Origin of the sequence: Roseibium sp. Sym1, assembly GCF_027359675.1 — a bacterium.
In the GTDB taxonomy this organism is placed as follows: domain Bacteria; phylum Pseudomonadota; class Alphaproteobacteria; order Rhizobiales; family Stappiaceae; genus Roseibium.
Genome location: NZ_CP114786.1, coordinates 2961130 through 2983776, shown reverse-complemented (window position 1 = coordinate 2983776; position 22647 = coordinate 2961130). Strand labels below are relative to the sequence as shown.

Below are 22647 nucleotides of genomic sequence, written 5' to 3'. Positions count from 1 at the left end.
CCGACCGACACAAAAGGGCCGGCCGGTCAGACTGGCTGACCGGCCGGCAAGGTGGTGTGCAGGCAGAGGGACAGGTCAGGCCCCTAGCGCATCGCCGCCGGCAGGTAGAGGGCGATCTCCGGCACTGCGATCAGGGCGACGACCATGGCCAGCATGGCCAGTACGTATGGTGTCGCGCCCAGCATGACCTCGGCGATCGAGCCACCCTTGCGCGCGCCCTGGACCACGAACAGGTTGAGCCCGACAGGCGGTGTGATCAGCGCCATCTCGATCAGCACGATCATCAGAATTCCGAACCAGATCGGGTCGTAACCGAGGCTGACGATGATCGGCACCACAATCGGGATGGTGATCACCATCAGGGACAGCGTCTCGATGAAGAAGCCGAGCACGATATACATCGCCACGATCACCAGGAGCGTCGCCAGCGGATCGAAACCGAGCCCTTCCAGGAACCCGCGCAGCTCCTGGGACAGGCCGGCGGCCGACAGGGTAAAGTTGAGGAAGGACGCGCCGATCACCACAAGCATGATCATCGAGGTGACTTTCACGGTGCCGATAATGGCCTCGCCGATCATGCGCGCGCTGAGGCCGCCGAACAGCGCCGCGATGGTAAGCGCCCCGGCGACACCCACGGAGGCTGCTTCGGTCGGGGTTGCCCATCCCTTGTAGATCGAGCCGATAATGGCCGAGAACAGCAGGATGATGGGAAGCAGATCCGCCAATCCCCGCAGCATCTCCGTGATCGGAAAGATGCGCCGCGCGCCGCCGAGCTTCGGCTGGACCATGCAGACCAGCGCCGTCACCACGATGAAGCCGAGCGCCAGCAGCACCCCGGGCAGGAGACCGGCCAGGAACAGTTGCGGAATGGAGGTCTGGGTCAGGAAGCCGTAGACGATCAGGTTGATCGACGGCGGTATCATGATGCCGAGCGTGCCGCCGGCGGCAATCGCGCCGGAAAAGAGCTTCGGATCGTAGCCGAGCCGGTCCGCCTGGGGCATGGCCACCGTCGCAACCGTTGCCGCGGTCGCCACGGACGAACCCGACGTTGCCGAAAACATGGTCGCGGTGGCGACATTGGCATGAACCAGCCCGCCCGGCAGCCAGGAGACCCAACGGTCCAGCGCCGAATAGGTCCTCGCAGCAATGCCGGTGCGCACCAGGATCTCGCCCAGCATGACAAAGAAGGGAATGGCGATCAGCGCGGAACTTTCGGAGGTGGACCAGACCATGGAGCCGAGGCCGCGCGTCAGCGGAAAGGGACTGAAGAACTGGTCGACGCCGAAGCCGAGGAGGAACAGGACAATGCCGACCGGGATGGACAGGGTCAGCAACCCGAGCAGACCGATGGAGACAAAGGAGAGCATCAGACGGTCTCCTCTTCCGGAAAGGCACCGATGGCCTGTTCGGATTTCGAGAACTCTCCCTGAAGGATCAGCAGGAGTGCCGCGACCAGGGTCAGCCACGCGGTCACCGCGAACCAGACCCAGCCCGCAAACCAGGGCAGTTGCACCAGCGCCAGCGGCGTTTCCAGCGGCGTGTTGGCATGAGAGGAATTGCGCAAGGTGGTTGCCACCACCGGCCAGCATTTCAGCGCAAGCACAGAGATGGTGCTCGCGAGAGTGAAAATCGACAACAGGTCGAGAATGGCCCTCCCCTTCGGCAGGCCCACGGAACGCCTCAGGAAATCGATCCGGATGTGAGACAGCTCGGTCAGGCCGAAGGCCATGCCCCAGGCCGTGCCGATGGCCATCACGTAGCCGGAAATCTCGTCCGTGCCACCGAGGGAAGCGCCAAGCTGGCGGAGACCAATATCAATGAGAACAAGTCCTGCACAGGTCAGGAACAACAGGCCGACGGCAATCGCGACGGCCCGGTTGATCCGGGACAGGACTGATAGAAGCGTCTCCGCCACCTTGACCTCTCCCATCCGTTAGTTGGTCTTGATGGTGACACCGACAACGGCGCCGACACTGTCGTTCCAGCGCGCGGCCCAGTCTCCGCCCGCGCGCTCCGCCCATTCCGGCAGCACCACGGTCTGCAGGATCTCGCGGGCGCGCTCGATGTCGCCGTCGCTGGCTTCAACCAGCACCATGTTACGGCTGTCACCGGAGGCGCAGTCGCCCTTGCCGGTCAGGCAGGCAATGTCGTTGGCGAGCGCGCCCTCGGCGACCGCCCAGGCCGGGGCTTCGAACTGGCTGGCGATCTCTTTTTCGATCAAGGCCTTTGTGTCGTCGCCGAGCGCGTTCCACTTGTCGAGATTGATCGCGGTCACCACCGGGTCCCAGCCGCCGAGCGGGATCGGCAACAGGTGGGTGGAGACTTCCCACCATCCGGCGCTGTAGCCCGATCCGGCGCCTGTCACCGCGCAATCGACAACGCCTTTCTGAAGCGCGCCCGGCACTTCGGAAAAGGACACCGTGATGCCTTCGGCGCCCAGCGCCTCGAGAAACTTGGCCGTCATCCGGCCCGATGCACGAACCTTGAGGCCTTTCAGATCGTCCAGCGAACCGACCTCGGCATTGCAGAACACAACCTGCGGCGGATAGGGTGCGATCGCCAGGACCTTGGAATTGAAGCGTTTTTCGAAGATTTCTTCGACCATCGGCCGGGCCGCCTCAACGGCCGCCTTGGCCTTGTCGGCGGACATGGCCACCAGCGGCACGTCAAGCCCTTCCAGTTCCGGCGCATCGGCAACCGCATAATCGGCCACCGTCATGCCGACATCGAAGACCCCCTGGCCGAGCAGGCGGAAGACCTCGCCGACACCGAGATTCATCTGGTTGTGGGTGGTCACCGTCGTGGCGATTTCACCGCCGGAAGCCTCCGGCAGTTTCGTCTGCCAGAACGGCGCCTCGAACTCCTTGTGCAGCGGCAGGCTCGACCAGCTGCCGACAACCGACAGGTCCTCGGCCAGGGCCGATGAGGAAAGAATCGGTGAGGAAAGGGCCGCCGAGGCCATCAGGGAAAGCAGGATCTTTTTCATGGTTCCACTCCGTGAAGGTTTCATTTTGGCATGTTCTTGCTTGTTATGATTGGAATTTCCGCCGTATCGGGCACGTCCGTGATCAGCATGTGCCCGGGCTTGTGTGTGATCAGAAGCGGCAGTGCCGCCTGCTGGATGACGGCCTGGGGGGTGACCCCGCAGGCCCAGAAAACCGGCACATGTCCCGCCGGCTGAGGCACACTGTCTCCCCAGTCAGGTGCCGAAATGTCGGAAATGCCGATGGCTGACGGGTCGCCGACATGAACCGGCGAGCCGTGCGCCAGCGGAAAACGTGCGGAAATCGCGATCGTCTCCGCGACCCGTTCCTCAGGGATCATGCGCATGGAAACCACCATCGGTCCGCGAAACGGTCCTGCCGGGACCGTCTCAATGCCGGAGCGGTACATCGGCACGGTGACATTGTTGCTGATGTGCCAGAGATCGAACCCCGCCTCGATCAGGGCATGCTCGAAGGTGAAGGAGCAGCCGAGCGCGAAGGCGACCAGGTCATCCGACCACAGGCCGCCGATTTCCGTCACGGAGCATTCGAGCTGCCCGCCGCGATAGACGTTGTAGGCCGGCACGTCCGTGCGGATGTCGATGTCCCGGCCGAGCGTGAACAGGATCGGATTGCCGGTGTCGGACGCCCCGATCAGCGGACAGGGCTTCGGGTTGCGCTGGCAGAAGCGCATGAAATCAAGCGCGAAGTCTTGCGGGATGATGGCGAGGTTCGCCTGTAAAAGATTTCTGCCGAGCCCGGCGGTGTGCGACGTGTAGCAGCCCGCGCGGATCTGCGTTCTGACGGCGGCAATGCTTTCCTGTCGAAGGGATTCGTAACTCTGCAACACGGGCGGGGTCCTCCAGTCCGGAAAGGGTCCCGCAGCACGTTCATAAACTCAAATTGAAGTTTCTTGGGATTTTTTATAAAGGATTTTTATAACCTGAGTAGGCTTCGGCGACCTGCAGCGCCTTCCGCGCGGCGGCCGCGACGACATGGCTGCGCGGATCGCCGAGATAGCTGGCCGAAAATCGCAGGGCGTCCGGCACGAAACCGGGGTCGAATTCCATGATCCGGCCGCCCTCGACATAAGGACGCGCCAGGGCCCTGGGCAGCGCCGCGACGCCCAGCCCGGCCTCCACCAGCCGGAAACAGGCCGACAGCGAGGAGGACGGGAACAGCTGGACATCGGTCGCGACCCGCTCCTGGAGCAGGGTCTTCAGCTCGCGATAGGGGCGTGTGTGACGGGCATAGGTGATCACCGGCTTGTCCCGGAGCAGCACCGCCCCGTCGGCCGCCCCCTCCCCGGCCTGGACATACCAGGCCAGTTCGAACCCGGGCAGCTCGACATTGTCGACGGAATATTCGGAGATCGGCCCGAGCAACAGCGCAAGGTCGATCTCCCGATCGATCAGGCCGGCACGCAGATTGACCGAGATGTCGACATTGATCTCGACGATCAGGTTCGGATAGTCGGCCCTCAGCGACGCAACCAGGTCCGGCAACCAGCACTGCGCGATGGTCTCCGACGCGCCGATGCGCAAATGCCGGTCGATGCCTTCCGGAGCCACCACGGTTTCCTCGACCTTGTCGGAGAGGCGCTCGAACTGCTCGGCAAAGGACTGCAGCAGCTCGCCGCGCTTGGTCAGCTTGAGGCGGCCGGGCGAACGCTCGAACAGTTCCGTTCCGAGCGATTCCTCCAGCCGCTTCAGCCGCGTGGTCACCGCCGGTTGCGTCAGGTTCAGGATATGCGCCGCCTTGTTGACGCCGCCGTGACGGACAACGGCGAGAAACGCCCTCAACTGATCGAGATTGAGCGGATGCATCCGGAAAGCCTTCTGTTGTCGTGACGCCACTCTGCGCGATCATCATTTGGAATGAAAGGCCAGGTGACGGACTCAGAAATGAAAACGAGTCGCGAAGGGCTTGAAAATGAACCACATTTCCTGCGCTTTCGCTCCTTGATGAAGACCAATTCGCCTCAAACCATTTCATCTTCATTTAGGAGTCCGTCACCTGGTCCGACACAGCCGCACCGCTCGGCTTCAGATGCGCAGGCCCGTTTCAGCGTCGAACAGGTGTATGTCCGCGGCCTTCACCTTGAGATCCAGCGGCGCACCGGGGCGAAGAGCCGGGTCCGGCTCCAGCCTGGCAGTGATTTCCTGGTCCCCGAGCATACAGATCGCCATCGTGTCCGAGCCAAGCGGTTCAAGCACGTCGATCGTGGTGCGGAACATGGCTTCCTCCTCGGAGCAGCGGGTCAGATGCTCCGGGCGCACGCCGAAAAGGATATCCCGTCCAGCCTGAAGGTTCCTGTCCGCAAGCGTGATCTGGCTGTCTCCGACAATCGCGGCACTGGCGCCATCGCGAGCAGCGGACCTCGCTGCCAGCACATTCATCTTCGGCGAACCGATGAACTCGCCGACAAAGCGCGTTCCGGGAACAGTGTACACATCGACGGGAGCCCCCTGTTGTACAACCTCGCCATCCTTGAGGATGACCACCCGGTCGGCAAGGGTCATGGCCTCCACCTGGTCATGTGTCACGTAGATCATCGTGGTTTTCAGCAGGCTGTGCAGCCGTTTGATCTGGGTTCGCATGTCGACACGCAGCTTGGCATCCAGGTTTGAAAGAGGTTCGTCGAACAGGAACACCTTCGGTCTGCGGACAATCGCCCGACCCATGGCCACACGCTGGCGCTGCCCCCCCGACAATTGCCCCGGCTTGCGGTCGAGCAGCTGGGTGATTTGCAGGATTGCCGCCGCCTCCTCCACCCGTTCACGCCGTTCCGTGGCGCTCATCCCGCGCATGCGCAATCCGAAACCGATGTTGTCGGCAACGGACATGTGCGGATAAAGCGCGTAATCCTGGAACACCATTGCGATGTCCCGGTCCTTCGGCTCCGTATCATTGACCAGCGTGCCGCCGATCCGCAACGCGCCGCCCGTGATCTCCTCGAGACCTGCGATCATGCGCAGGAGCGTGCTCTTGCCGCATCCGGACGGACCGACAAATGCCACGAACTCGCCGTCCCGGACCTCCAGGTCGATCCCCTTGACGGCTTCGAAGGCACCGTAGTTCTTCACGATTTTCTCAAGTTGTATGTCGGCCAAACTATCCTCCCGCGCCTCATGGCGCACCGGCTTTCACCTTTCCCGCAAGGACGGGGATTGTCTCGTTTTCCATCCCTTTGCGGAACGGCGTCTGAAATTCGGCGACGCTTCCGCTTGCGCCTCGCGATAATTATCGTTAGATTATCGATAACGTTATCGATAATCAAGCGGTAGATAGACGCGATGGCAGCGGAAAGTTTTGACAATCAGGATGGTGGCGGCTCCGGGCGCGCCCGGCTTCAACCGAAACGCACCGTCAAGCGCAGCCATGCGATTTTCGAGGCGATCCAGAAGGACATCATGCTGGGCAACCTGCCGCCACGTGCGGCCATGCTGGAGCTGGACCTGGCCAACCGTTTCGAATGCAGCCAGAGCACCGTGCGCGAGGCCCTCATGTTTCTGGAGACGGACGGTCTCGTGGATCGGCTTCCGCACCGGGGCACGCTCGTGGCAGACAGCCGCAGCGAGGACGCCCATGAACTGATCCTGATCCGGCGCGACATCGAATGCCGCGGCGTTGCCCGTGTCCTGAACCGGTTCGGCCCGATGCTGCGCAAGGAACTGGAAGCCGATCTCGACGGCATGCGCAAGGCCGCACAGGAAGGGGACGAATACGGTCTCTCCCTTCACGACCGAAATTTTCACCTCAATCTCTATGATGCCGCGGACATGCCGACCGTCCGCCCGATCCTGCGCCGGTGCCTCATTCACAACCACCGGTACAAGATCCTGAATTCCGAGCCCAACCGCGGGCTCGTCGAGACGGCCGAACGTCATGTTGCCATCCTGGATGCCCTGGCGGCAGGCGATGAACGCGAGGCCGTCAAGGCACTGTCGCACCATATCACCACGATCGTCGATTTCGGACCCAGCATCGTCTCTGTCGACAGCAGGACGGGGCCCGAAACCGCATGACCCTGCCGCAGCCCACGGACGCCGATCTCGTCCCCTCCAAACGCATGCGTTGGGTTCTTGACCGCCTTGCTGTCGAGGACGCAGGCCTGGGGGATCCGACGCTGTTGCCGGCCGCTGAAGGGCGGGCGCTTGCCGCGCACACCAACGCGCGCTGGAACTGCGACCTGCCCGACCTCGCCGGCCGCGGACTTTCGATACCGGCCTCCGACGGCCACGCCATTTCCGGCCGCCTGTTGAGCCCCGAAAATGCCGACGGACTGATCATTTTCATACACGGCGGCGGCTGGGCCTTCTGCAGCATGGAAACACATGAACGCGCCGCCCGCCTGCTCGCGGTCGAGGCCGGTGCGCATGTCCTGACCTTCGACTACCGCCTGGCTCCCGAATCCCCTTTCCCCGCCGGTCTCACCGATTGCCGGACAGTATGGAACGCAGTCACATCCGGTCATCCGGACCTTTCCGGATGCAGCGGGCCGCGTGCGCTTGCTGGGGACAGCGCCGGCGCCAATCTCGCCCTGGCGCTCCTGCTCATGCTCCAGGAGGAAAAGGCGCCACGCCCGGATGCCGCGCTCCTGTTCTACGGTGTCTATGACGCCGACTTCGAAACCACGTCCTATCGCGACCATGAAGAGGGCCCGGGCCTGACCCGCGCCAAGATGATGCGCTACTGGGACTGGTACGCATCCGGGCCAGGCATCAGGACCGATCCTCTGGTTTCACCCCTGCGGGCATCGGACAGCGCCTTGAAAAACCTGCCACCGCTTTACCTGAGCGCGGCGGCCATCGACCCCCTTCGCTCGGATACCGAAAACCTGGTCCACCGGCTTCGCAGCCTCGGCAGGACCGACCCGTACAGCCTGTATCCGGGCGTCGTCCACGGCTTCATGCAAATGAGCCTTGAACTGCCCGAGGCCCGCAAGGCTGCGAGGGAAGCCGGGAGGGCTTTCCGCGAACTGACAGGGTCCTGATCAAAACGCAAAACCAAGTGGAGGAACAAATGTCAAAACTCATATCGGCCGCTCTGGCGGTGGGACTTCTTGCCGGAACCACGGCCGCAAGGGCGGATGAAACCGTCCGGTTCTGGTATCACTTCGACAATGCCGACAACCCGATGTCGCAACTGGTTGAAAAGTTCGAGCAGGAAAACCCCGGCATCAAAGTCGAGGCCGAGAACGTCCCCTGGAATTCCTATTACGACAATCTCTATACCTCCATCGTTGCCGGCAACGCACCGGATGCGGCCATGGTGAAGATGTTTGCCCAACCACGCCTGGTGGAAATGGGTGCCCTTGAGCCGATCGGTGACCGGATCGATGCGTGGGAAGGCAAGGCCGACCTGCAGGACAATCTCCTGGATCTCACCAAGGCGTCCGACGGCAACAACTACTATCTGCCGATCCAGTACGTCGTGCTCTATCTCTATTACCGTCAGGACATGTTCGAGGAAGTCGGCCTGACCGTTCCGGCCACGTGCGACGAATTCCGCGACGCCGCAATGAAACTCACGCGCGACACCGACGGCGACGGCCAGATGGATGTCTACGGCTTCGGCTTTCGGGGCGGCAAGGGCGGCCACGACCACTGGGGCAGTCTCGTGCTCTCCCGCGGGGTCGACTTTTCGGACGGCAGCCTGACCAGTGATGCCGGTGTCGCCGGAACCCGGTTCGTTGTCGACCTCTTCCAGAAGGACAAGGCGTTTCCGCCGTCCGCCCCAAATGACGGCTTCAAGGAAGTCACGGGGGCATTCAAGGCGGGCAAGACCGCGATGACCATCCACCATATCGGCTCTTCGAACGGCATGGTCGAAGCACTCGGCGACGCCGTGTCCGCGGCTCCGGTACCGGAGTGCGGCGGCGGCCGATGGACCGCCTTTGGAGACGAATCCACCGCGGTGTTCTCCTCGGCCGAGAACAAGGATGCAGCCTGGAAATGGATTTCCTTCCTGTCGACCGCCGGCAACAACGCGGAATTCAACAAGGCAACCGGCCAGCTGCCGGTGACGAAGACCGATTCCGAAGGCTGGAAGCTGCATGAAAAGCGCTTCGTCGACGCCACGGTACAGTCGCTGCCCTTCGCCAACCTGTTGCCGAACGTTCCGGAAACCTCGGATTTCGTCAACACGGTCTGGCCGGTCAACATGCAGCGGGCTCTGACCGGTGAAATCTCCGCGGGCGAGATGAACGAAAAGATCGACGAACTCTACAACAAGTAGGTTCCTCCCCCGGGGCAGACCGCGCCATCCGCGCGGTGGCCGGTTTGCCCCACCGGAGCCTCCCGGCGCCCCCTGAACAGCAACCGCCGCGCACCGGCGGCAGAAAACGGAACTGAGTACGGAACAGGCGTTTCCGTACCACAGCGGATCCTTGACCATGCACACCCTGAACGAACCGGCAGCACAAGTGCCTGGCCGCACAGCACTGGCCCGGCGGGTTCTCCCCTACGCGCTGCTGTCGCCAGCTGTCCTGGTTACGCTTGCCATCGTGTTCTTTCCGATGATCCAGGCAGCCTGGATGAGCCTGCACGACTATATCCTCTGGAAACCGAAGGACTTCACCTTTGTCGGTCTGAAGAACTTTGCTGCCGCGCTCCAGGACGAGGTCTTCTGGATCTCGCTGAAGCACACGGTCATCTGGATCGCGCTGACGATCCCTGCCCAGCTTCTGCTCGGCCTCGCCACGGCCCTTCTTCTCAATCAGCAATTCCCCTGGCGTCCGCTCGCCAGGGCCTTGATCATCATTCCCTGGGCGCTGCCGAGCGTGGTGATCGCGTTGATGTGGGTGTGGATCTATGACGCCAACTACGGCATCCTCAACGAATTCCTGCTGAGGCTCGACCTGATCAGGTCCTCCGTGCCCTGGCTGGCGGATCCGGACACCGCCCTCTACGCCATCATCCTGACGCTCACCTGGCAGGGATTTCCCTTCTTCGCCGTGATGATCCTCGCCGGTCTGCAGTCCATCCCCAAGAGCTATTACGAGGCTGCCTCCCTGGACGGCGCAGGCAAGCTGCGCCAGTTCTGGCACATCACCCTGCCGGGCATTTCGGGCGTACTGGTAACCGCCGTTCTGTTGCGAACCATCTGGGTGGCCAACTCCATCGATGTCATCTTCGTGATGACGGGCGGCGGCCCCGGCTATTCCACCTACACGCTGCCTCTCTACGCCTTCATCAAGGCACGCACCAATCTCGACTTCGGTTACGGGTCGTCGCTTGCCGTCCTGTTCACCCTCATGCTGCTCGGGCTGGTGATTGTCTATCTCCGCCGCGCGGGAAGGACGGTCAACTGATGGTCGGGCGCAAATCACTCACCAAACGCCTTCTGACGGTCGACCTGCCGATGCTGGCCATCCTGGCCTTCACGCTGGGGCCGTATCTCTGGATGCTGCTGACCTCGCTGACATCGGAGAAACTGCTTTTTACGGAAGGACCGAGCTTCGCCGGCGCGACGGTCGAAAACTACATCCGCCTGTTTTCGACCGTCGGCTTTCTGACGAACCTGGTCCATTCCTTCATCATCGCGTCCGGAACCGTTCTTGTCGGCCTCAGCCTGAGCGTGACGGCAGCCTATTCGTTTTCCCGCTTCTCGTTCCGCGGCAAACGCTATCTGCTGCTCCAGTTCCTGGTCATAAACATGTTCCCGGTGGTGCTCCTGATCCTGCCGCTTTTCGTGATGATGCGCGTGCTCGGCATTCTCGACACCCATCTCGCGCTGATCATCGCCAACGCGACCGTCGCAATTCCCTTCTCCGTCTGGATGATGACCAGTTACATGAACGGCATTCCCAGAAGCCTTGACGAGGCGGCGATGACCGATGGCTGCAGCCGGCTTGGTGCACTCTGGCGGGTGGTGCTTCCCCTGTGCACGCCCGGCATCATCGCCACGGGCATCTACATCTTCATCACCGCGTGGAACGAGTATCTCTACGCGCTCACGCTCGGCGGTCAGAACGTCAGACCGATCACGGTCGCCATCCAGACCCTCATCGGCGAATACGAAGTCGAGTGGGGTCTGCTGACGTCCGGCGGGATCGTCGGCGCGATGCCCGCAACCATTCTTTTCCTCATCGTCCAGAAACGCCTGATCAGCGGCCTTACGCAAGGCGCGGTCAAGGGATGACAACGCAAAGGCCTTTCAACGTGAACAACCCCGTCGGCATCATTTCCATGCAGTTCGTGCGGCCCTTTACGCGCGCCAGCCTTGGCATCTTCCAACAGATCCGGAATCTCGGCTTCGACTTCGTGGAGCTTCTGGTTCCGGAGCCTGAGGATGATCTCGATCTTCACGAAACGGCTGCGGCGCTGCGCGACGCGGATCTCGATGTCGTTCTGGCCGCCCGGGTCAATCTCCAGCGTTCCATCGCGAGCGCAGACCCGCAGTGCAGGCTCGGCGGGATCGAATACCTCAATCGCTGCGTCGATGTCGCGAAAGCCCTTGATGCGAGGATTATTGGCGGTCCGCTTTACGGCGAACCGCTCGTCTTCGCCGGGCGTGCCCCCGTTGCCTGGAGCGACGATGACATTCAAAGGCGCGCCGACCGGACGGTCGAGGGCCTTGCCGCGGTTGCCCCGCGCGCAGCGGACGAGGGCTGCGTCTTCGCCCTGGAAGCCCTCAACCGCTTCGAAACCGATATTGCCTCGACAACGCGGCAGGCCATTGAGATCTGTGATGCCGTCGGCAATTCCGGCCTTGGCCTCGTGCTGGACACGTTCCACATGAACATGGAGGAACGCTCGATCACCGATGCGATCCGGGCGGCCGGCCGGCGTGTCGTGCATTTCCAGGCCAACGAGAACCATCGCGGGTTTCCCGGCACGGGGCATCTCGACTGGCCCGTCATCATGAAAGCCCTCGCCGACATCGACTATCGCGGTCCGGTATCGCTGGAGCCTTTCCGCAGGAACGACGACCGCGTCGGCCTGCCCATCGCCCACTGGCGCGCACCGCGGGAGGACGAAACCGACAAACTGACCGCCGGTCTCGCGCTGATCCGGTCCTGCCTCAACCTGGCGGAGGCTGCCCAATGACCCTCAACATCGGCTGGATCGGCTGTGGCCGCCACGCAACCCAGATGCTCATGCCCCAGCTGGGCCGCAACGGCATCAAGGTCGCGGCCGTCTGTGACGTCAACCAGGCCGCGGCCGCCAGCGCCGCCTGGCAATACGGCGCCGAAGCGGTCTACCAGGATTACCGGGACCTGATCGCGCACAAAGACCTGGATGCAATCGGCATGGCGGTCGGACCCGAACTTCACCACACGGCCTCGATCGCGGCACTCGATCGCGGACTGCCGGTGTTTCTGGAAAAACCTCCGGCGAAGACCGCTGCCGCCGCATCGGAGATTGCAGCCGCCTCGAAACGCGCCCGCAAGCCCGTCCTCGTCGGCTTCATGAAACGTTATTCAACGGGCAACCGCATTGCCGGCAACGTTCTGAAGGGCCCTGAATTCGGAAAGGTTCTCGGCATCACCGGAACCTACATGACCGCGCCGACCTATTTTGCCGGCGAGGTCGACTACAGCGGTTTCTTTCTTCATCACTGTGTCCACTACATGGACCTGATCCCGTGGTTTGCCGGTGAAAATTTCAAGGACATGGCAGTAAGAAAGGTCGAGCCGGAACCGGGACATTTGCTGTTCCATCTCAATTTCGAGTGCCTTAACGGCGTTATCGGCACGATCGTCATGGGCACGGTCCAGTCCAGGGGCACGCCGATGGAAGCGATCCAGATCATGGGGAACCACATCCGTCTGGAGGTCGACAACGTCATCAACGTCGCCTGTTACCGTGATCCGCCCTTCAAGGCCGATGACCCCGACGCAACCCTGTCGGACCACACCGACACGCTCTCCTGGACACCGAATTTCACGGCCGCCGCCAACGAAGACCACAAGGGTTATCATGCCCTCATCGCCGATGTGGCGGCGGCGCTCAAGGGAGAGAAATCGGCCGCACCGGATATCGGTGCGGGCATTCGCGCCATGGAGAACCTGGAACGGATGATCGGCCTGCTCTGACGCCCGGAAGTGTCAGGCGGTTTCGGGTTCGCAGGACATCGAACCGTTCAGCCCAGGGCCTGAGGGTTTAGCCCCTTCCAAAGACGGGTTCTCAAGTCGACCAGGTGCATTTCGCGCGCCTGATTTGCCGGCTAGGTATTCCTGTCACGCCTTCGCTTCCTTCGTCATTGCCGGACTTGATCCGGCAATCCATGCCGTGACCCGACCTTTCGGTAAGGCCTTGCAACCTGGCAACGCTACGGCATGGATCCCATGGTCAAGCCCACTGCTGTCCTGTTTAAGCAGGAGCCTCTGTATGCAAACAGGTTTCGCCGCTTGTTCCCCTCTCCCCCCTTGAGGGGGAGATGTCTCCGGAAGGAGACAGAGGGGGGGCTCAACCTCTCGGCAGACAAGACCTTTTCCGAATTCGAGGAACCGCTGCGCCCCCCCTCTGTCCGGTTCCCGGACATCTCCCCCGCAAGGGGGAGAGGGGCGCAAGTGGCAAGGCGCTGCGTGTCCCGGATCGGGAGAAGCGTAACTATCGACAATGAATCAATGACCTGTAGAAACTGAGCCGCGCTTAACCGGACTGCAGTGGGTCAAGCCATGGGATGACGAAGCAGGAAATGCCCTCGCCAGTCTCCTCACCCCACCGGCAAAAACCCCTTCGGCGCCAGCGCCTTTTCCGCCAGCCTTCGGATCCTTGCAGGGTCCGGATGATGCTCCGCCGCGTCCGCCATGCGCGCCCACAGGAAGGAGACCAGCGTGTCCGCCGTCAGTTTCATGAAGACGTGGGCCAGCTCGGCCGGATCGGTGCTCGCAAGCACATGGCTGCGGGCGTTCTCCCACGATTGCATCCGCTCCAGCAGTCCTGGATGCGTCTGGCCGCGCGCGTTGCACTCGCTCTTGAGGAAAGCCTCGAATGCCTCGCCCGCATCCGCGGGCAGCAAACGTGTGACCAGGGACCGCTCGTGGATGCCGTTGGCACCTTCATAGATCGCGGCGATGCGGGCATCGCGATAGGCCTGTTCCAGGAAATATTCCTTCAGGTAGCCATAACCGCCGAGCACCTGCATGCCGGTCTCGGTCGCCCGCATGCCCGCTTCGGTGCAAAAGACCTTGGCAACCGGTTTCAGGAACTCCGCGAGTGCCGGGGCCTCGCCGGCCTCGATCGTCACCAGGGTCAGGTGCGCAAGCGCGCGTGCGCCAAGGGCGAGCGCGTCGATCTCGTCGAGCATGCGCCGCACATCGGCGTGGTGATCGAGTGTCACCGGAGCACCGTCAGACCCTCGCCCCTGCACCCGCTCCGCGGCATAGCTGCGCGCAATATCGGTGGCCCGGGCGGCGTGGGCCACGCCCTGCAGCGCCACGTCGGTCCTTGCGTGGTTCATGATGGTGAACATGGCCTTCAGCCCGGCGCCGGCCTCGCCAACCAGTTCTGCCTCCGCACCGTCGAAGCTGAGCTGGCAGGTCGGCGAGGCGTGCAGACCCATCTTTTCCTCGATGCGGGTCACGGAGACATGGTTGCGGCTGCCGTCGCCCAGGGTACCAGGGCAAATAAACAGCGACAGGCCCCTGAGGCCGTCATCGGAGGTGCGTGCCAGGACCAGGTGATGGATCTTTTCGCTCATGTCCTGGTCGCCACCCGAAATGAAGATCTTCTCGCCGGTGAGCAACCACGTCTCGCCGGATCGTTCGGCCCGGCAGCGGATCCGCGACAGGTCGGACCCGGCCTCGGGCTCGGTCAGGCACATGGTCGCGAGCGCCGCACCGGAGGCAAAATCCGGCAGGTAGCGGGCCCGCTGGTCCTCGGTGCCGAAATCCAGCAGCGTGCTGACGGCGCCCGGCACCAGGCCCGTCACCATCTGAAGACTGTGGTTCGCCCCGGTGAAGATTTCCGAGGTGATGGCTAAAACGGTCGCGTCCAGCCCCTGCCCGCCATAAGCCTCCGGCACGGTCAGGCCCGGCCAGCCCTGCTCGGCATAGGCCGCATAGGTCTCCACGAACCCGTCCGGCATGCGCACCCGGCCGTTTTCCAGCCGGCAGCCCTGCCGGTCGCCCGGCTCGTTCAGCGGCGCCAGCTGTTCTTCTGCGAAGGCGGCGAAATGCGCTCCGATTTCGGAGGCCAGCTCCCTGTCCCAGTGCGGCAGCACCGGTGCGCCGGTGACATGTTCCAGCGAGAACAGGATGTCGTCCAGCGGAGCGGAGAACGGTTTCATGAGCGATCCTCGCATGCGCCCGGTTTCCAGTCGAAGGGATGCAGCTTCTCTGCCCCCACCAACGTCATCCTGAGGAGGGCGATAGCCCGTCTCGAAGGATCGGCCGCTTGCGCCTGAATGTGTGGCCGATCCTTCGAGACGGACCTAAAGGTCCTCCTCAGGATGACGCTGTAGGAGTGGGACCGGTTGTTGGAAATAGCCTGTAAATCCATCTCGAACCATCCTCAATTGACGGCGAACAGCGACACTTTGACCGCCGACGCGAGCCTCTGGCCGGTGCCGACAAAAATCGTCCGGTTGACCCAGGCATAGCGCTCGTCACCGGTTTCAAGCCGGGCGTAGGTTCGGAAATAGTAGAGCGCCGGATCGACATCTTCTCCGCGGGCGACCGCTTCAAGAACCTCGGGCGGACCGTGGCGGGTGCCCTTGTTGACGATCTCGATGACGGCACCGTCATCGGTCTCGAATGCATACCGCGTGTCGATATCCGCGGACCCGTCGGCCAGGATCGTCTGCCAGTCGGCACCGAGATTGAGGACGGTGCCCGAGATCTTTCCGGAGACCCTGCCGCCGGTGATCGGAATGATGCGGCGCTGGCCGGCCCGGCCCGGCCCCATCTGCATGACTTCGCCGAGCGTGACCTCGACGTCGCAAAAGTGGGTGAGTTTCGGAATGATCATGACAGTCCCAGAAGCCGTGCGGCATTGCCCTTGATGATGTCGGGGCGCAGTTCATCCTTGATGGCGATCTTCTCGAAATCGGACAGCCAGCGTTCCGGCGTGATCATCGGCCAGTCGGAACCGAACAGCACCTTCTTCTTCAGGATCGAATTGCAGTATTTGACCAGAATCTCGGGGAAGTATTTCGGCGACCAGCCGGACAGGTCGATATAGACGTTCGGCTTGTGCTGGGCGACGGCCAGTGCCTCTTCCTGCCAGGGGAAGGACGGGTGCGCCAGGATGATCTTCATGTCCGGAAAGTCGACCGCGACATCGTCCATGTACATCGGATTGGAATATTTCAGCCGCATGCCGTTGCCGCCGCGCATGCCGCTGCCGACCCCGGTCTGGCCGGTGTGGAACAGGGCGATGGCGCCTTCTTCCGCGATCGCCTCGTAGAGCTCGTAGGCCATGCGGTCATTGGGATAGAAGCCCTGCATCGTTGGATGGAACTTGAAGCCCTTGATGCCGAATTCCTTCATCAGGCGGCGGGCCTCGCGCGCACCCAGCTTGCCCTTGTGCGGATCGATGGAGGCAAAGGGAATGAGCACGTCGTCGTTCTCGGCGGCAAGCTCCGCGACTTCCTCGTTCTTGTAGCGCCGGTATCCGGTCTCGCGTTCCGCATCGACCGGGAAGATCACCGCGGCAATGTTCTGCTCGCGGTAATGGGCGGCGGTTTCCTGCACTGTCGGCGGATGGGTCCAGGGCGCGCGGAAATATTTCGCCATCGTCGCCTGGAGATCATCATAGCCGTCATCGGCGTGGCAGCCGCAGGGTTCTTCGGCATGGGTGTGGATGTCGATGGCGCGAACCTTGGTGATGTCGACCATTGTCCGTCTCCTCAGATTGTGACCACTGCCGGGTCGTCGTCATTGTAAAGCCGCTCCAGCAGCGCCGCGCGGCGCGTCAGGACCTTGCGGATGTTCAGGTTGCCCTTGGCCGTCATCTCGCCTTCCGGCATGGACGGCGGTTCGGCCAGCACGATGGCCCGGGACACAAGCGTGGAGCTGCCGCTGATCTCGCGGGCGCGTTCGGAGAGGCGCCGATGGATCTCGCCCTGCAGCAGCTTGCAGGCATAGGCGCCACCATCTTCCGTCAGGTCGAAACCCTCGCGGGCCAGCTCCTGAACATTCGGGAAGACCATCACGCCGATCTGGTTCCGGTCGGCACCGGTGACGACGAGGTCGGAGACCAGCGGTGCCAGGCGCGACAGCATGTCGAGCTTCAACTGCGCCGCGCGCACCCAGGTGCCGGACTGCAACTTGAAGTCCTCCGAAATCCGGCCGTCAAAGCGCATGCCCTTGTTCGGATCTTTCTCGTCCAGAAACACCATGGCGTCGCCCGTGATGAAGAAACCTTCATCGTCGAAGGCGGCCTTCGTCTTGTCCGGATCGTTGAAATAGCCCGGCATGATGTTCGGACCCTTGACGCGAGCCTCGCAGCGCATGTCCTCGTCCGGGATCAGCTTGATCGTCACGCCGTTGACCGGCACGCCGACGATACCGGACCGTGGCGCCGGCTCCTGCTGCATCATCGCCGCCGGAGCGGTTTCGGTCAGACCCCAGGACGAGGTCATCAGCGGGATTTCACCCTTGACCTCCATCGCCATGCGTTCGAATCCCGTCCAGACTTCCTGTGGCAGGGACGCGCCGGCATAGAAGATCAGGTCGAGGTCCTCGAAGAAGCGCCGGCGCAGGCCCTCGTCCTGCTCCAGAGCCTTCAGCAGCATGCCGAAGCCGAGCGGCACGTTGAAACACAGCGTTCCGGTCTTCAGTCCGAGATTTTCGACCGTGCGGTCGAACAGGCCCTTCACCGGCTTGCCGTCGTCGATATAGAGACTGCCGCCATTGGCCAGTGTCATGTTGAAATTGTGCGAACCGCCGAAGACGTGGTTCCACGGCAGCCAGTCGACAAGCACCGGCGGGCGCTTCCTCAGGAAAGGCAGCGCATCGGCAAGCTGGGCCTGGTTGACGCACATCATGCGATGCGTCGTCAGGACGCCCTTCGGACTGGAGGTCGATCCCGATGTCATCAGGATCTTGCCGACCGTGTCGGGTGTCACCTGGGCAAAGGCCCCGTCGATATCAATGCCGCCATCGCCCTTCAGGAGGTCGGCAAAGGCGGTGACGTTCCTTTTTCCCGGTCGGCTGGCGACGATCTCGACCGAGTGCAGCGCATCGAGGTCGAGCGCCTCGCCGAACTGCTCGGCATCGACCACATAGGCCAGTTTCGGCTTGATGAGGCCGATGACTTCGCGCAGGCGGCCGTGGGCTCCGTGTACCAGCGCATATTGCTCGGCCACCGGCACGATGGGCACGCCGACATACTGGGCGGCCAGTGCCAGAATGCCGTGGTCAACACCATTGCCCGACATCACCAGGACCGGTGTGGACGTATCAAGTCCACGCGCCAGAAGCGCGGCGCCGACGGCGCGGACCTTGCCGAGCACGCCGGCATAGGTTTCCTCGTGCCAGCCGGCGCCGCTGCGTTCCGCCAAAAACACACGGTCCGGCGCGGTCTCCGCCCAGTGGTGCAGCCAGTCGCCGGTGCGGTCGACGGTTGGCGTCAGGGTGTGAGTCGACCTCATGAGAAGCGTGCCGTCCGCACGCTTCTCCAGGTCGACGGAATGGGGCTGATAGTCCGACGTGCGTTTCATCACTGCTCCTCCCGAAGCCATCTCAAGCCTCCTGCTGCCGGTTGGCTTCAATCAGTTGCATCACCTTCATCGCGGTTCTGAGCGCATCCGGATTGATGCCCCGAAGCAGGCGCTGCTCATGCGTCTCGACCGCGGCGACGGCCTGCTCGTACAGACGCCGCCCTGCCAGGGTTGCCTTGAGCGCATAGGCCCGGCGGTCACTCGGCAGACGGTCCCTGATGATCAGTTCGCGCCGTTCAAGCTCATCGACGATCACCACCAGGTTGGGCCGTTCGATATCCATTGCCTCTGCCAGTTGCGACTGGCGCAGACCGGGATTGTCGACAATCAGGATCAGCGCGGTGTAGGTGATCATCCGGAGATCGAAGGGCTTCAGCGTCCGGTTGAGATCCGACTGGATGACATTGAACGCCCGCTTGATCTGGTAGCCGTGAAGCGAGCGCAGCGAGCGGTCGCTGACACTTGCGGCCCCGGCAGGCTGTTCAGGTTCGGGCACGGGTTTCTTCATGGCCTCACCGGAAGGTCGGATTGCGTTTTTCAAGAAAGGCCGCCAGCCCTTCCAGCGCATCGGGGCTGGTCTGGGTGATGGCCGCGCACAGGCTTTCGGTAAAGAGGCCGTCGGCCTTGGACATGTCTCCGATCCGGGCCAGCGCCTGGATCATGATGTAGTTGGAAAGCGGCGCGTTGGAGGCAATCTTGCGGGCAAGATCCTGCGCCTTGGCCAGCGCCTCGCCTTCGCCGACCGTATAATGGGTCAGGCCCAGTGCAAGGCCCTCCTCCGCGCTGTACTTGCGGCCGGTCAGCATCATTTCCGTCATCCGGTCCGGCCCCAGGATGCGGCCGACCCGGACGGAGGCACCGCCGCCGACGAAAATGCCGCGACGGCCTTCCGGCAACTGGAAGAACGCGGACGGTTCGGCAACCCGGGCATGCGTGGCCGACGCCAGCTCCAGGCCGCCGCCGATGACCGCGCCGAACATCGCCGAAACCACCGGCAGCCCGCCGAACTGGATCCGGTCCATCACCTCGTGCCAACCGCGCGAATGGCGCATGGTGCCTTCGGCATCGCGGGCGACATGTTCACTGAGGTCGAGCCCGGAGCAGAAATGCCCCGCCGTTCCGGTCAGGACAACGGCCTTGACCCCTTCAGGCGGTTTGGAGAAGAAGCCATCGATTGCTTCCAGCAGCGCGTCGCACATGGCATTGCGCTTGTCCGGGCGGTTCATGGTCAGCGTGGCGACGCTGTCTTGGATGTCAATTTTCAGGATCGGGTCAGACATCTGAAACTCCTCAGCGCGGTGGCAGGCGCACGGCGCCGTCCAGGCGGATGGTGGTTCCATTGAGGAACGGGTTGCTGACGATGTGCTCGGCGAGCAGCGCGAATTCGTCCGGTTCACCGAGACGTGGCGGAAACGGAATGTTGGCGGCGATCTTGGCCGCCACCTCTTCCGGCAGGCCTTCCATCATCGGCGTGCGGAACAGGCCCGGGGCGATCGCCATCACGCGGATGCCGTGCTGGGCGAATTCCCGCGCAGCCGGCAGACACATGGCGGCAATGCCGCCCTTGGACGCCGAATAGGCGGCCTGGCCGAGCTGGCCGTCCTCGAAGGCGACCGAGGCCGTGTTGACGATCACGCCGCGCTCGCCGTTTTCCAGCGGCGCTTCCTCGAGCAACCGTCTGGCCGCGTGGCTCATGACGTTGAATGTCCCGAACAGGTTCACTTTCAGCGTCTTTTCGAACGTATCGAAGGAAAGCTTGCCCTCCCGGCCGACGATGCGCGCGGCGAAGCCGACACCGGCGCAATTGACGACCGCGCGGGGTGCGCCGCCCAGATGCGCGGCGGCTTCATCGAGCGCCTTGCCGACGGCCGCCTCGTCACTGACATCGGCCTGGACGGCACGCGCGCCGATCTCGTCCGCCACCTTGCCGGCCCGGTCGATGTCGTAGTCGAGCAGGACAACCTTCGCACCCCGGGCAGCGAAATGACGGGCCGTTGCCGCGCCGAGGCCGCTGCCGGCACCGGTCACCAGCGCGGTGGTGTTTCCTAGCTGCATCGCGCTGCCTCCAATTCAGTTTGACCTATCATTGTTATATTCCATACCTATTTTCACGGACCGGTAACCCTGTCTGGCCCTCCGGGCGGTCTAGCCGCCCAGAAGGAACAGGGTGATCGAGGGGAACAGCACCAGAAGGATGACCCGGACAATGTCGGAGGTGACGAACCAGAGCACCGCCTTGTAGGTTTCCTTCATCGGCGTCGATCGGTCCATCGCGTTGATGATGAACAGGTTCATCCCGACAGGTGGCGTGATCAGCCCGACCTCGACCACGATCAGCACGATGATGCCGAACCAGATCGCGACATGTTCCGGACTCATGCCGAACTCCAGCACGCTGATCACCGGGAAGAAGATCGGGATGGTCAGGAGGATCATCGACAGGCTGTCCATCAGGCAGCCGAAGGCAAGATAGAACAGCAGGATCAGGGTCAGCACCATCCACGGGCTGAAGCCCTGGCCGACCACCCAGCCGGAAAGCTCCTGCGGCAACTGGCTGAGTGCCAGGAAGCTGTTGTAGAAGCCGGCGCCCAGGATGATGAAGAAGATCATCGCCGTGCTCATGGCGGTCTGGATCATGCTGTCGAGGAACATCTTCCAGGTCAGGTTCCCCGAGATCAGGGCCAGGATGCCCGTGCCGGCCGCACCGACGGCGGCGCCTTCGGTCGGGGTGAACCACCCCAGATAAATGCCGCCGACCACGAGACCGAAGACCAGCAGCACCGGCCACACATCGATCATTGCCCGCATGCGCTCCGGATAGGGAATCGGTTCACGCGTGCCGGCGGCGGCAGGGTTGAGCCGCACATAGATCGAGATCGTGATCATGTAGCCGATCGCAGCCAGGATGCCCGGGACGAAGGCCGCCAGGAACAGCTTGGCGATATTCTGCTCGGTCAGGATGGCGTAGATCACCAGGATCACCGACGGCGGAATGAGAATGCCGAGGGTGCCGCCCGCCGCCAGGGTCGCGGTCGAGAATCCGCCCGAATAGCCGTAGCGGCGCAGTTCCGGCAGGGCGACCCGGCTCATGGTCGCGGCGGTTGCCAGGGACGATCCGCAGATCGCGCCAAATCCCGCACAGGCTCCGACAGCGGCCATCGCGACACCGCCCTTGCGGTGCCCGAGCCAGCTTTCGGCCGCCTTGAACAGCGACGACGACATGCCCGAATGGGTCGCGAACTGCCCCATCAGCAGGAACATCGGAATGATGGTCAGCGAATAGCTGGAAAAGGTCGAGTAGGTCTCGCTCTTCAGCTTGGAGAGAAAGATGTTGGGGCTGCCGGTGGCCAGCCACAGGCCGCCCAGGCCGCAGATCATCATGGCGAGGCCGATGGGCGCGCGCAGGAAGATCAGAATGAGCAGGACGGGAAAGGAGTAGTATCCCAGTTCAAGCAGGCTCAATGGACGCCCCCCTCGGCTTCCGGCGTGTAGCGACGGCCCGTGAACAGTTCCAGCAGCCTTGCGGCCGCGCAATAGACCGCGACGACGGAGGCGATCAGAGCCGCTGAAAAACTGAGGGCGTAGGCCCACCAGATCGGGAACTGCAGCAGGAAGGTTGTTTCGTTGTAGCGCATCTTGTCTTCCATGCCGATGAACAGCCGCCAGGTGATCACGATGATCAGGGCGCTCAAGAGCACTTCCCAGAAGGTTTCAAGAAACCGGTTCAGCCAGCGCGGAAATCCCGTGGCGAAGATGTCGACCGTTGCGTGACCGCGGCGCAGCTGGCAGATCGGCAGAAAGGCGAAGATGGTGAAGCTGATGCCGGCCTCGAGAAGTTCGAAGTCACCCGAGACCGGGCCGACGCCGGTCGAGATCAGGGCGTTGGCGGCGCTTTCGGATATGGATTTCAGGAAGTCGGAATGCCCTAGGGTGTTGAGGCCGCGCCCAAGCACGCTGACACAGGTCAGCGCGATCAGCACGGTCAGCACCAGGCCGCCGAGAATTGCCATGAAGCGCGCGAGACGCTCCACCAGAGTGAGCAACATTG

Annotated in this window: 22 protein-coding genes; 7 read left to right on the top strand and 15 right to left on the bottom strand. The window is 62.9% G+C overall.

Going from position 1 to position 22647, the window contains the following annotated elements:
- Positions 1-83: 83 nt before the first annotated feature.
- The 6 genes from O6760_RS13550 to O6760_RS13525 form a co-directional block, all read right to left on the bottom strand.
- Positions 84-1367 (bottom strand): TRAP transporter large permease, encoded by a 1284-nt coding sequence (locus tag O6760_RS13550; protein ID WP_269585889.1) that lies wholly within the window; start codon positions 1365-1367, stop codon positions 84-86.
- Positions 1367-1915 (bottom strand): TRAP transporter small permease subunit, encoded by a 549-nt coding sequence (locus O6760_RS13545; protein WP_269585888.1) that lies wholly within the window; start codon positions 1913-1915, stop codon positions 1367-1369. Before O6760_RS13545 ends, O6760_RS13550 begins: the two co-directional genes overlap by 1 nt.
- An 18-nt stretch (positions 1916-1933) precedes the next feature.
- Positions 1934-2986: a TRAP transporter substrate-binding protein gene (locus O6760_RS13540; RefSeq protein ID WP_269585887.1), complete on the bottom strand. Its 1053-nt coding sequence runs from the start codon at positions 2984-2986 to the stop codon at positions 1934-1936.
- A 20-nt stretch (positions 2987-3006) separates the two neighbouring features.
- Positions 3007-3834 (bottom strand): putative hydro-lyase, encoded by an 828-nt coding sequence (locus O6760_RS13535; RefSeq protein WP_269585886.1) that lies wholly within the window; start codon positions 3832-3834, stop codon positions 3007-3009.
- Between the two features lie 73 nt (positions 3835-3907).
- Positions 3908-4810: a LysR family transcriptional regulator gene (locus O6760_RS13530; protein WP_269585885.1), complete on the bottom strand. Its 903-nt coding sequence runs from the start codon at positions 4808-4810 to the stop codon at positions 3908-3910.
- A 219-nt stretch (positions 4811-5029) separates the two neighbouring features.
- Entirely contained in the window at positions 5030-6097 is a 1068-nt protein-coding gene (locus O6760_RS13525) for an ABC transporter ATP-binding protein (protein ID WP_269585884.1), read from the bottom strand.
- Between the two features lie 183 nt (positions 6098-6280).
- On the opposite strand from O6760_RS13525, the gene O6760_RS13520 reads away from it, so the two are divergent.
- From O6760_RS13520 to O6760_RS13490, 7 genes are all read left to right on the top strand, one after another.
- On the top strand, positions 6281-7012 hold the full coding sequence (locus O6760_RS13520; protein WP_269585883.1) for a GntR family transcriptional regulator: 732 nt from the start codon (positions 6281-6283) through the stop codon (positions 7010-7012).
- Complete coding sequence (locus tag O6760_RS13515; RefSeq protein WP_269585882.1) at positions 7009-7980, top strand: alpha/beta hydrolase; 972 nt, start codon at positions 7009-7011, stop codon at positions 7978-7980. The genes O6760_RS13520 and O6760_RS13515 overlap by 4 nt, the downstream gene beginning before the upstream one ends.
- Positions 7981-8009: 29 nt before the next feature.
- The gene (locus O6760_RS13510) at positions 8010-9224 is read left to right on the top strand and encodes an ABC transporter substrate-binding protein (protein WP_269585881.1); all 1215 of its coding nucleotides are present in this window, start codon (positions 8010-8012) and stop codon (positions 9222-9224) included.
- A gap of 157 nt (positions 9225-9381) precedes the next feature.
- The gene (locus tag O6760_RS13505) at positions 9382-10299 is read left to right on the top strand and encodes a carbohydrate ABC transporter permease (RefSeq protein ID WP_269585880.1); all 918 of its coding nucleotides are present in this window, start codon (positions 9382-9384) and stop codon (positions 10297-10299) included.
- Positions 10296-11129 (top strand): carbohydrate ABC transporter permease, encoded by an 834-nt coding sequence (locus O6760_RS13500; protein WP_332306230.1) that lies wholly within the window; start codon positions 10296-10298, stop codon positions 11127-11129. The genes O6760_RS13505 and O6760_RS13500 overlap by 4 nt, the downstream gene beginning before the upstream one ends.
- A complete protein-coding gene (locus O6760_RS13495; RefSeq protein ID WP_269585878.1) occupies positions 11126-12037 on the top strand; it encodes a sugar phosphate isomerase/epimerase family protein in 912 nt (303 codons plus the stop codon). Before O6760_RS13500 ends, O6760_RS13495 begins: the two co-directional genes overlap by 4 nt.
- On the top strand, positions 12034-13026 hold the full coding sequence (locus tag O6760_RS13490; protein WP_269585877.1) for a Gfo/Idh/MocA family protein: 993 nt from the start codon (positions 12034-12036) through the stop codon (positions 13024-13026). The genes O6760_RS13495 and O6760_RS13490 overlap by 4 nt, the downstream gene beginning before the upstream one ends.
- 623 nt (positions 13027-13649) lie before the next feature.
- Here the strand turns inward: O6760_RS13490 and O6760_RS13485 are convergent.
- The 9 genes from O6760_RS13485 to O6760_RS13445 all read right to left on the bottom strand — a co-directional run bounded on the left by O6760_RS13485 (position 13650) and on the right by O6760_RS13445 (position 22645).
- Entirely contained in the window at positions 13650-15224 is a 1575-nt protein-coding gene (locus O6760_RS13485; protein WP_269585876.1) for an acyl-CoA dehydrogenase family protein, read from the bottom strand.
- Positions 15225-15448: 224 nt separating this feature from the next.
- Positions 15449-15904, bottom strand: a complete 456-nt coding sequence (locus O6760_RS13480; RefSeq protein ID WP_269585875.1) for a DUF3237 domain-containing protein — start codon at positions 15902-15904, stop codon at positions 15449-15451.
- Entirely contained in the window at positions 15901-16773 is an 873-nt protein-coding gene (locus O6760_RS13475) for an amidohydrolase family protein (protein WP_269585874.1), read from the bottom strand. Before O6760_RS13475 ends, O6760_RS13480 begins: the two co-directional genes overlap by 4 nt.
- 11 nt (positions 16774-16784) lie before the next feature.
- Positions 16785-18599, bottom strand: coding sequence for a feruloyl-CoA synthase (locus O6760_RS13470; protein ID WP_269585873.1), 1815 nt, complete (start codon positions 18597-18599; stop codon positions 16785-16787).
- A gap of 22 nt (positions 18600-18621) precedes the next feature.
- Positions 18622-19107 (bottom strand): MarR family winged helix-turn-helix transcriptional regulator, encoded by a 486-nt coding sequence (locus tag O6760_RS13465; protein WP_269585872.1) that lies wholly within the window; start codon positions 19105-19107, stop codon positions 18622-18624.
- 4 nt (positions 19108-19111) lie between these two features.
- A complete protein-coding gene (locus tag O6760_RS13460; protein WP_269585871.1) occupies positions 19112-19879 on the bottom strand; it encodes a crotonase/enoyl-CoA hydratase family protein in 768 nt (255 codons plus the stop codon).
- Positions 19880-19889: 10 nt separating this feature from the next.
- A complete protein-coding gene (locus tag O6760_RS13455) occupies positions 19890-20654 on the bottom strand; it encodes an SDR family NAD(P)-dependent oxidoreductase (protein ID WP_269585870.1) in 765 nt (254 codons plus the stop codon).
- 90 nt (positions 20655-20744) lie between these two features.
- Positions 20745-22061 carry a TRAP transporter large permease gene (locus tag O6760_RS13450; RefSeq protein WP_269585869.1) on the bottom strand — a complete coding sequence of 439 codons (1317 nt, stop codon included), beginning with the start codon at positions 22059-22061 and terminating at the stop codon, positions 20745-20747.
- Positions 22058-22645, bottom strand: a complete 588-nt coding sequence (locus O6760_RS13445) for a TRAP transporter small permease (protein ID WP_269585868.1) — start codon at positions 22643-22645, stop codon at positions 22058-22060. Before O6760_RS13445 ends, O6760_RS13450 begins: the two co-directional genes overlap by 4 nt.
- Positions 22646-22647: the final 2 nt, after the last annotated feature.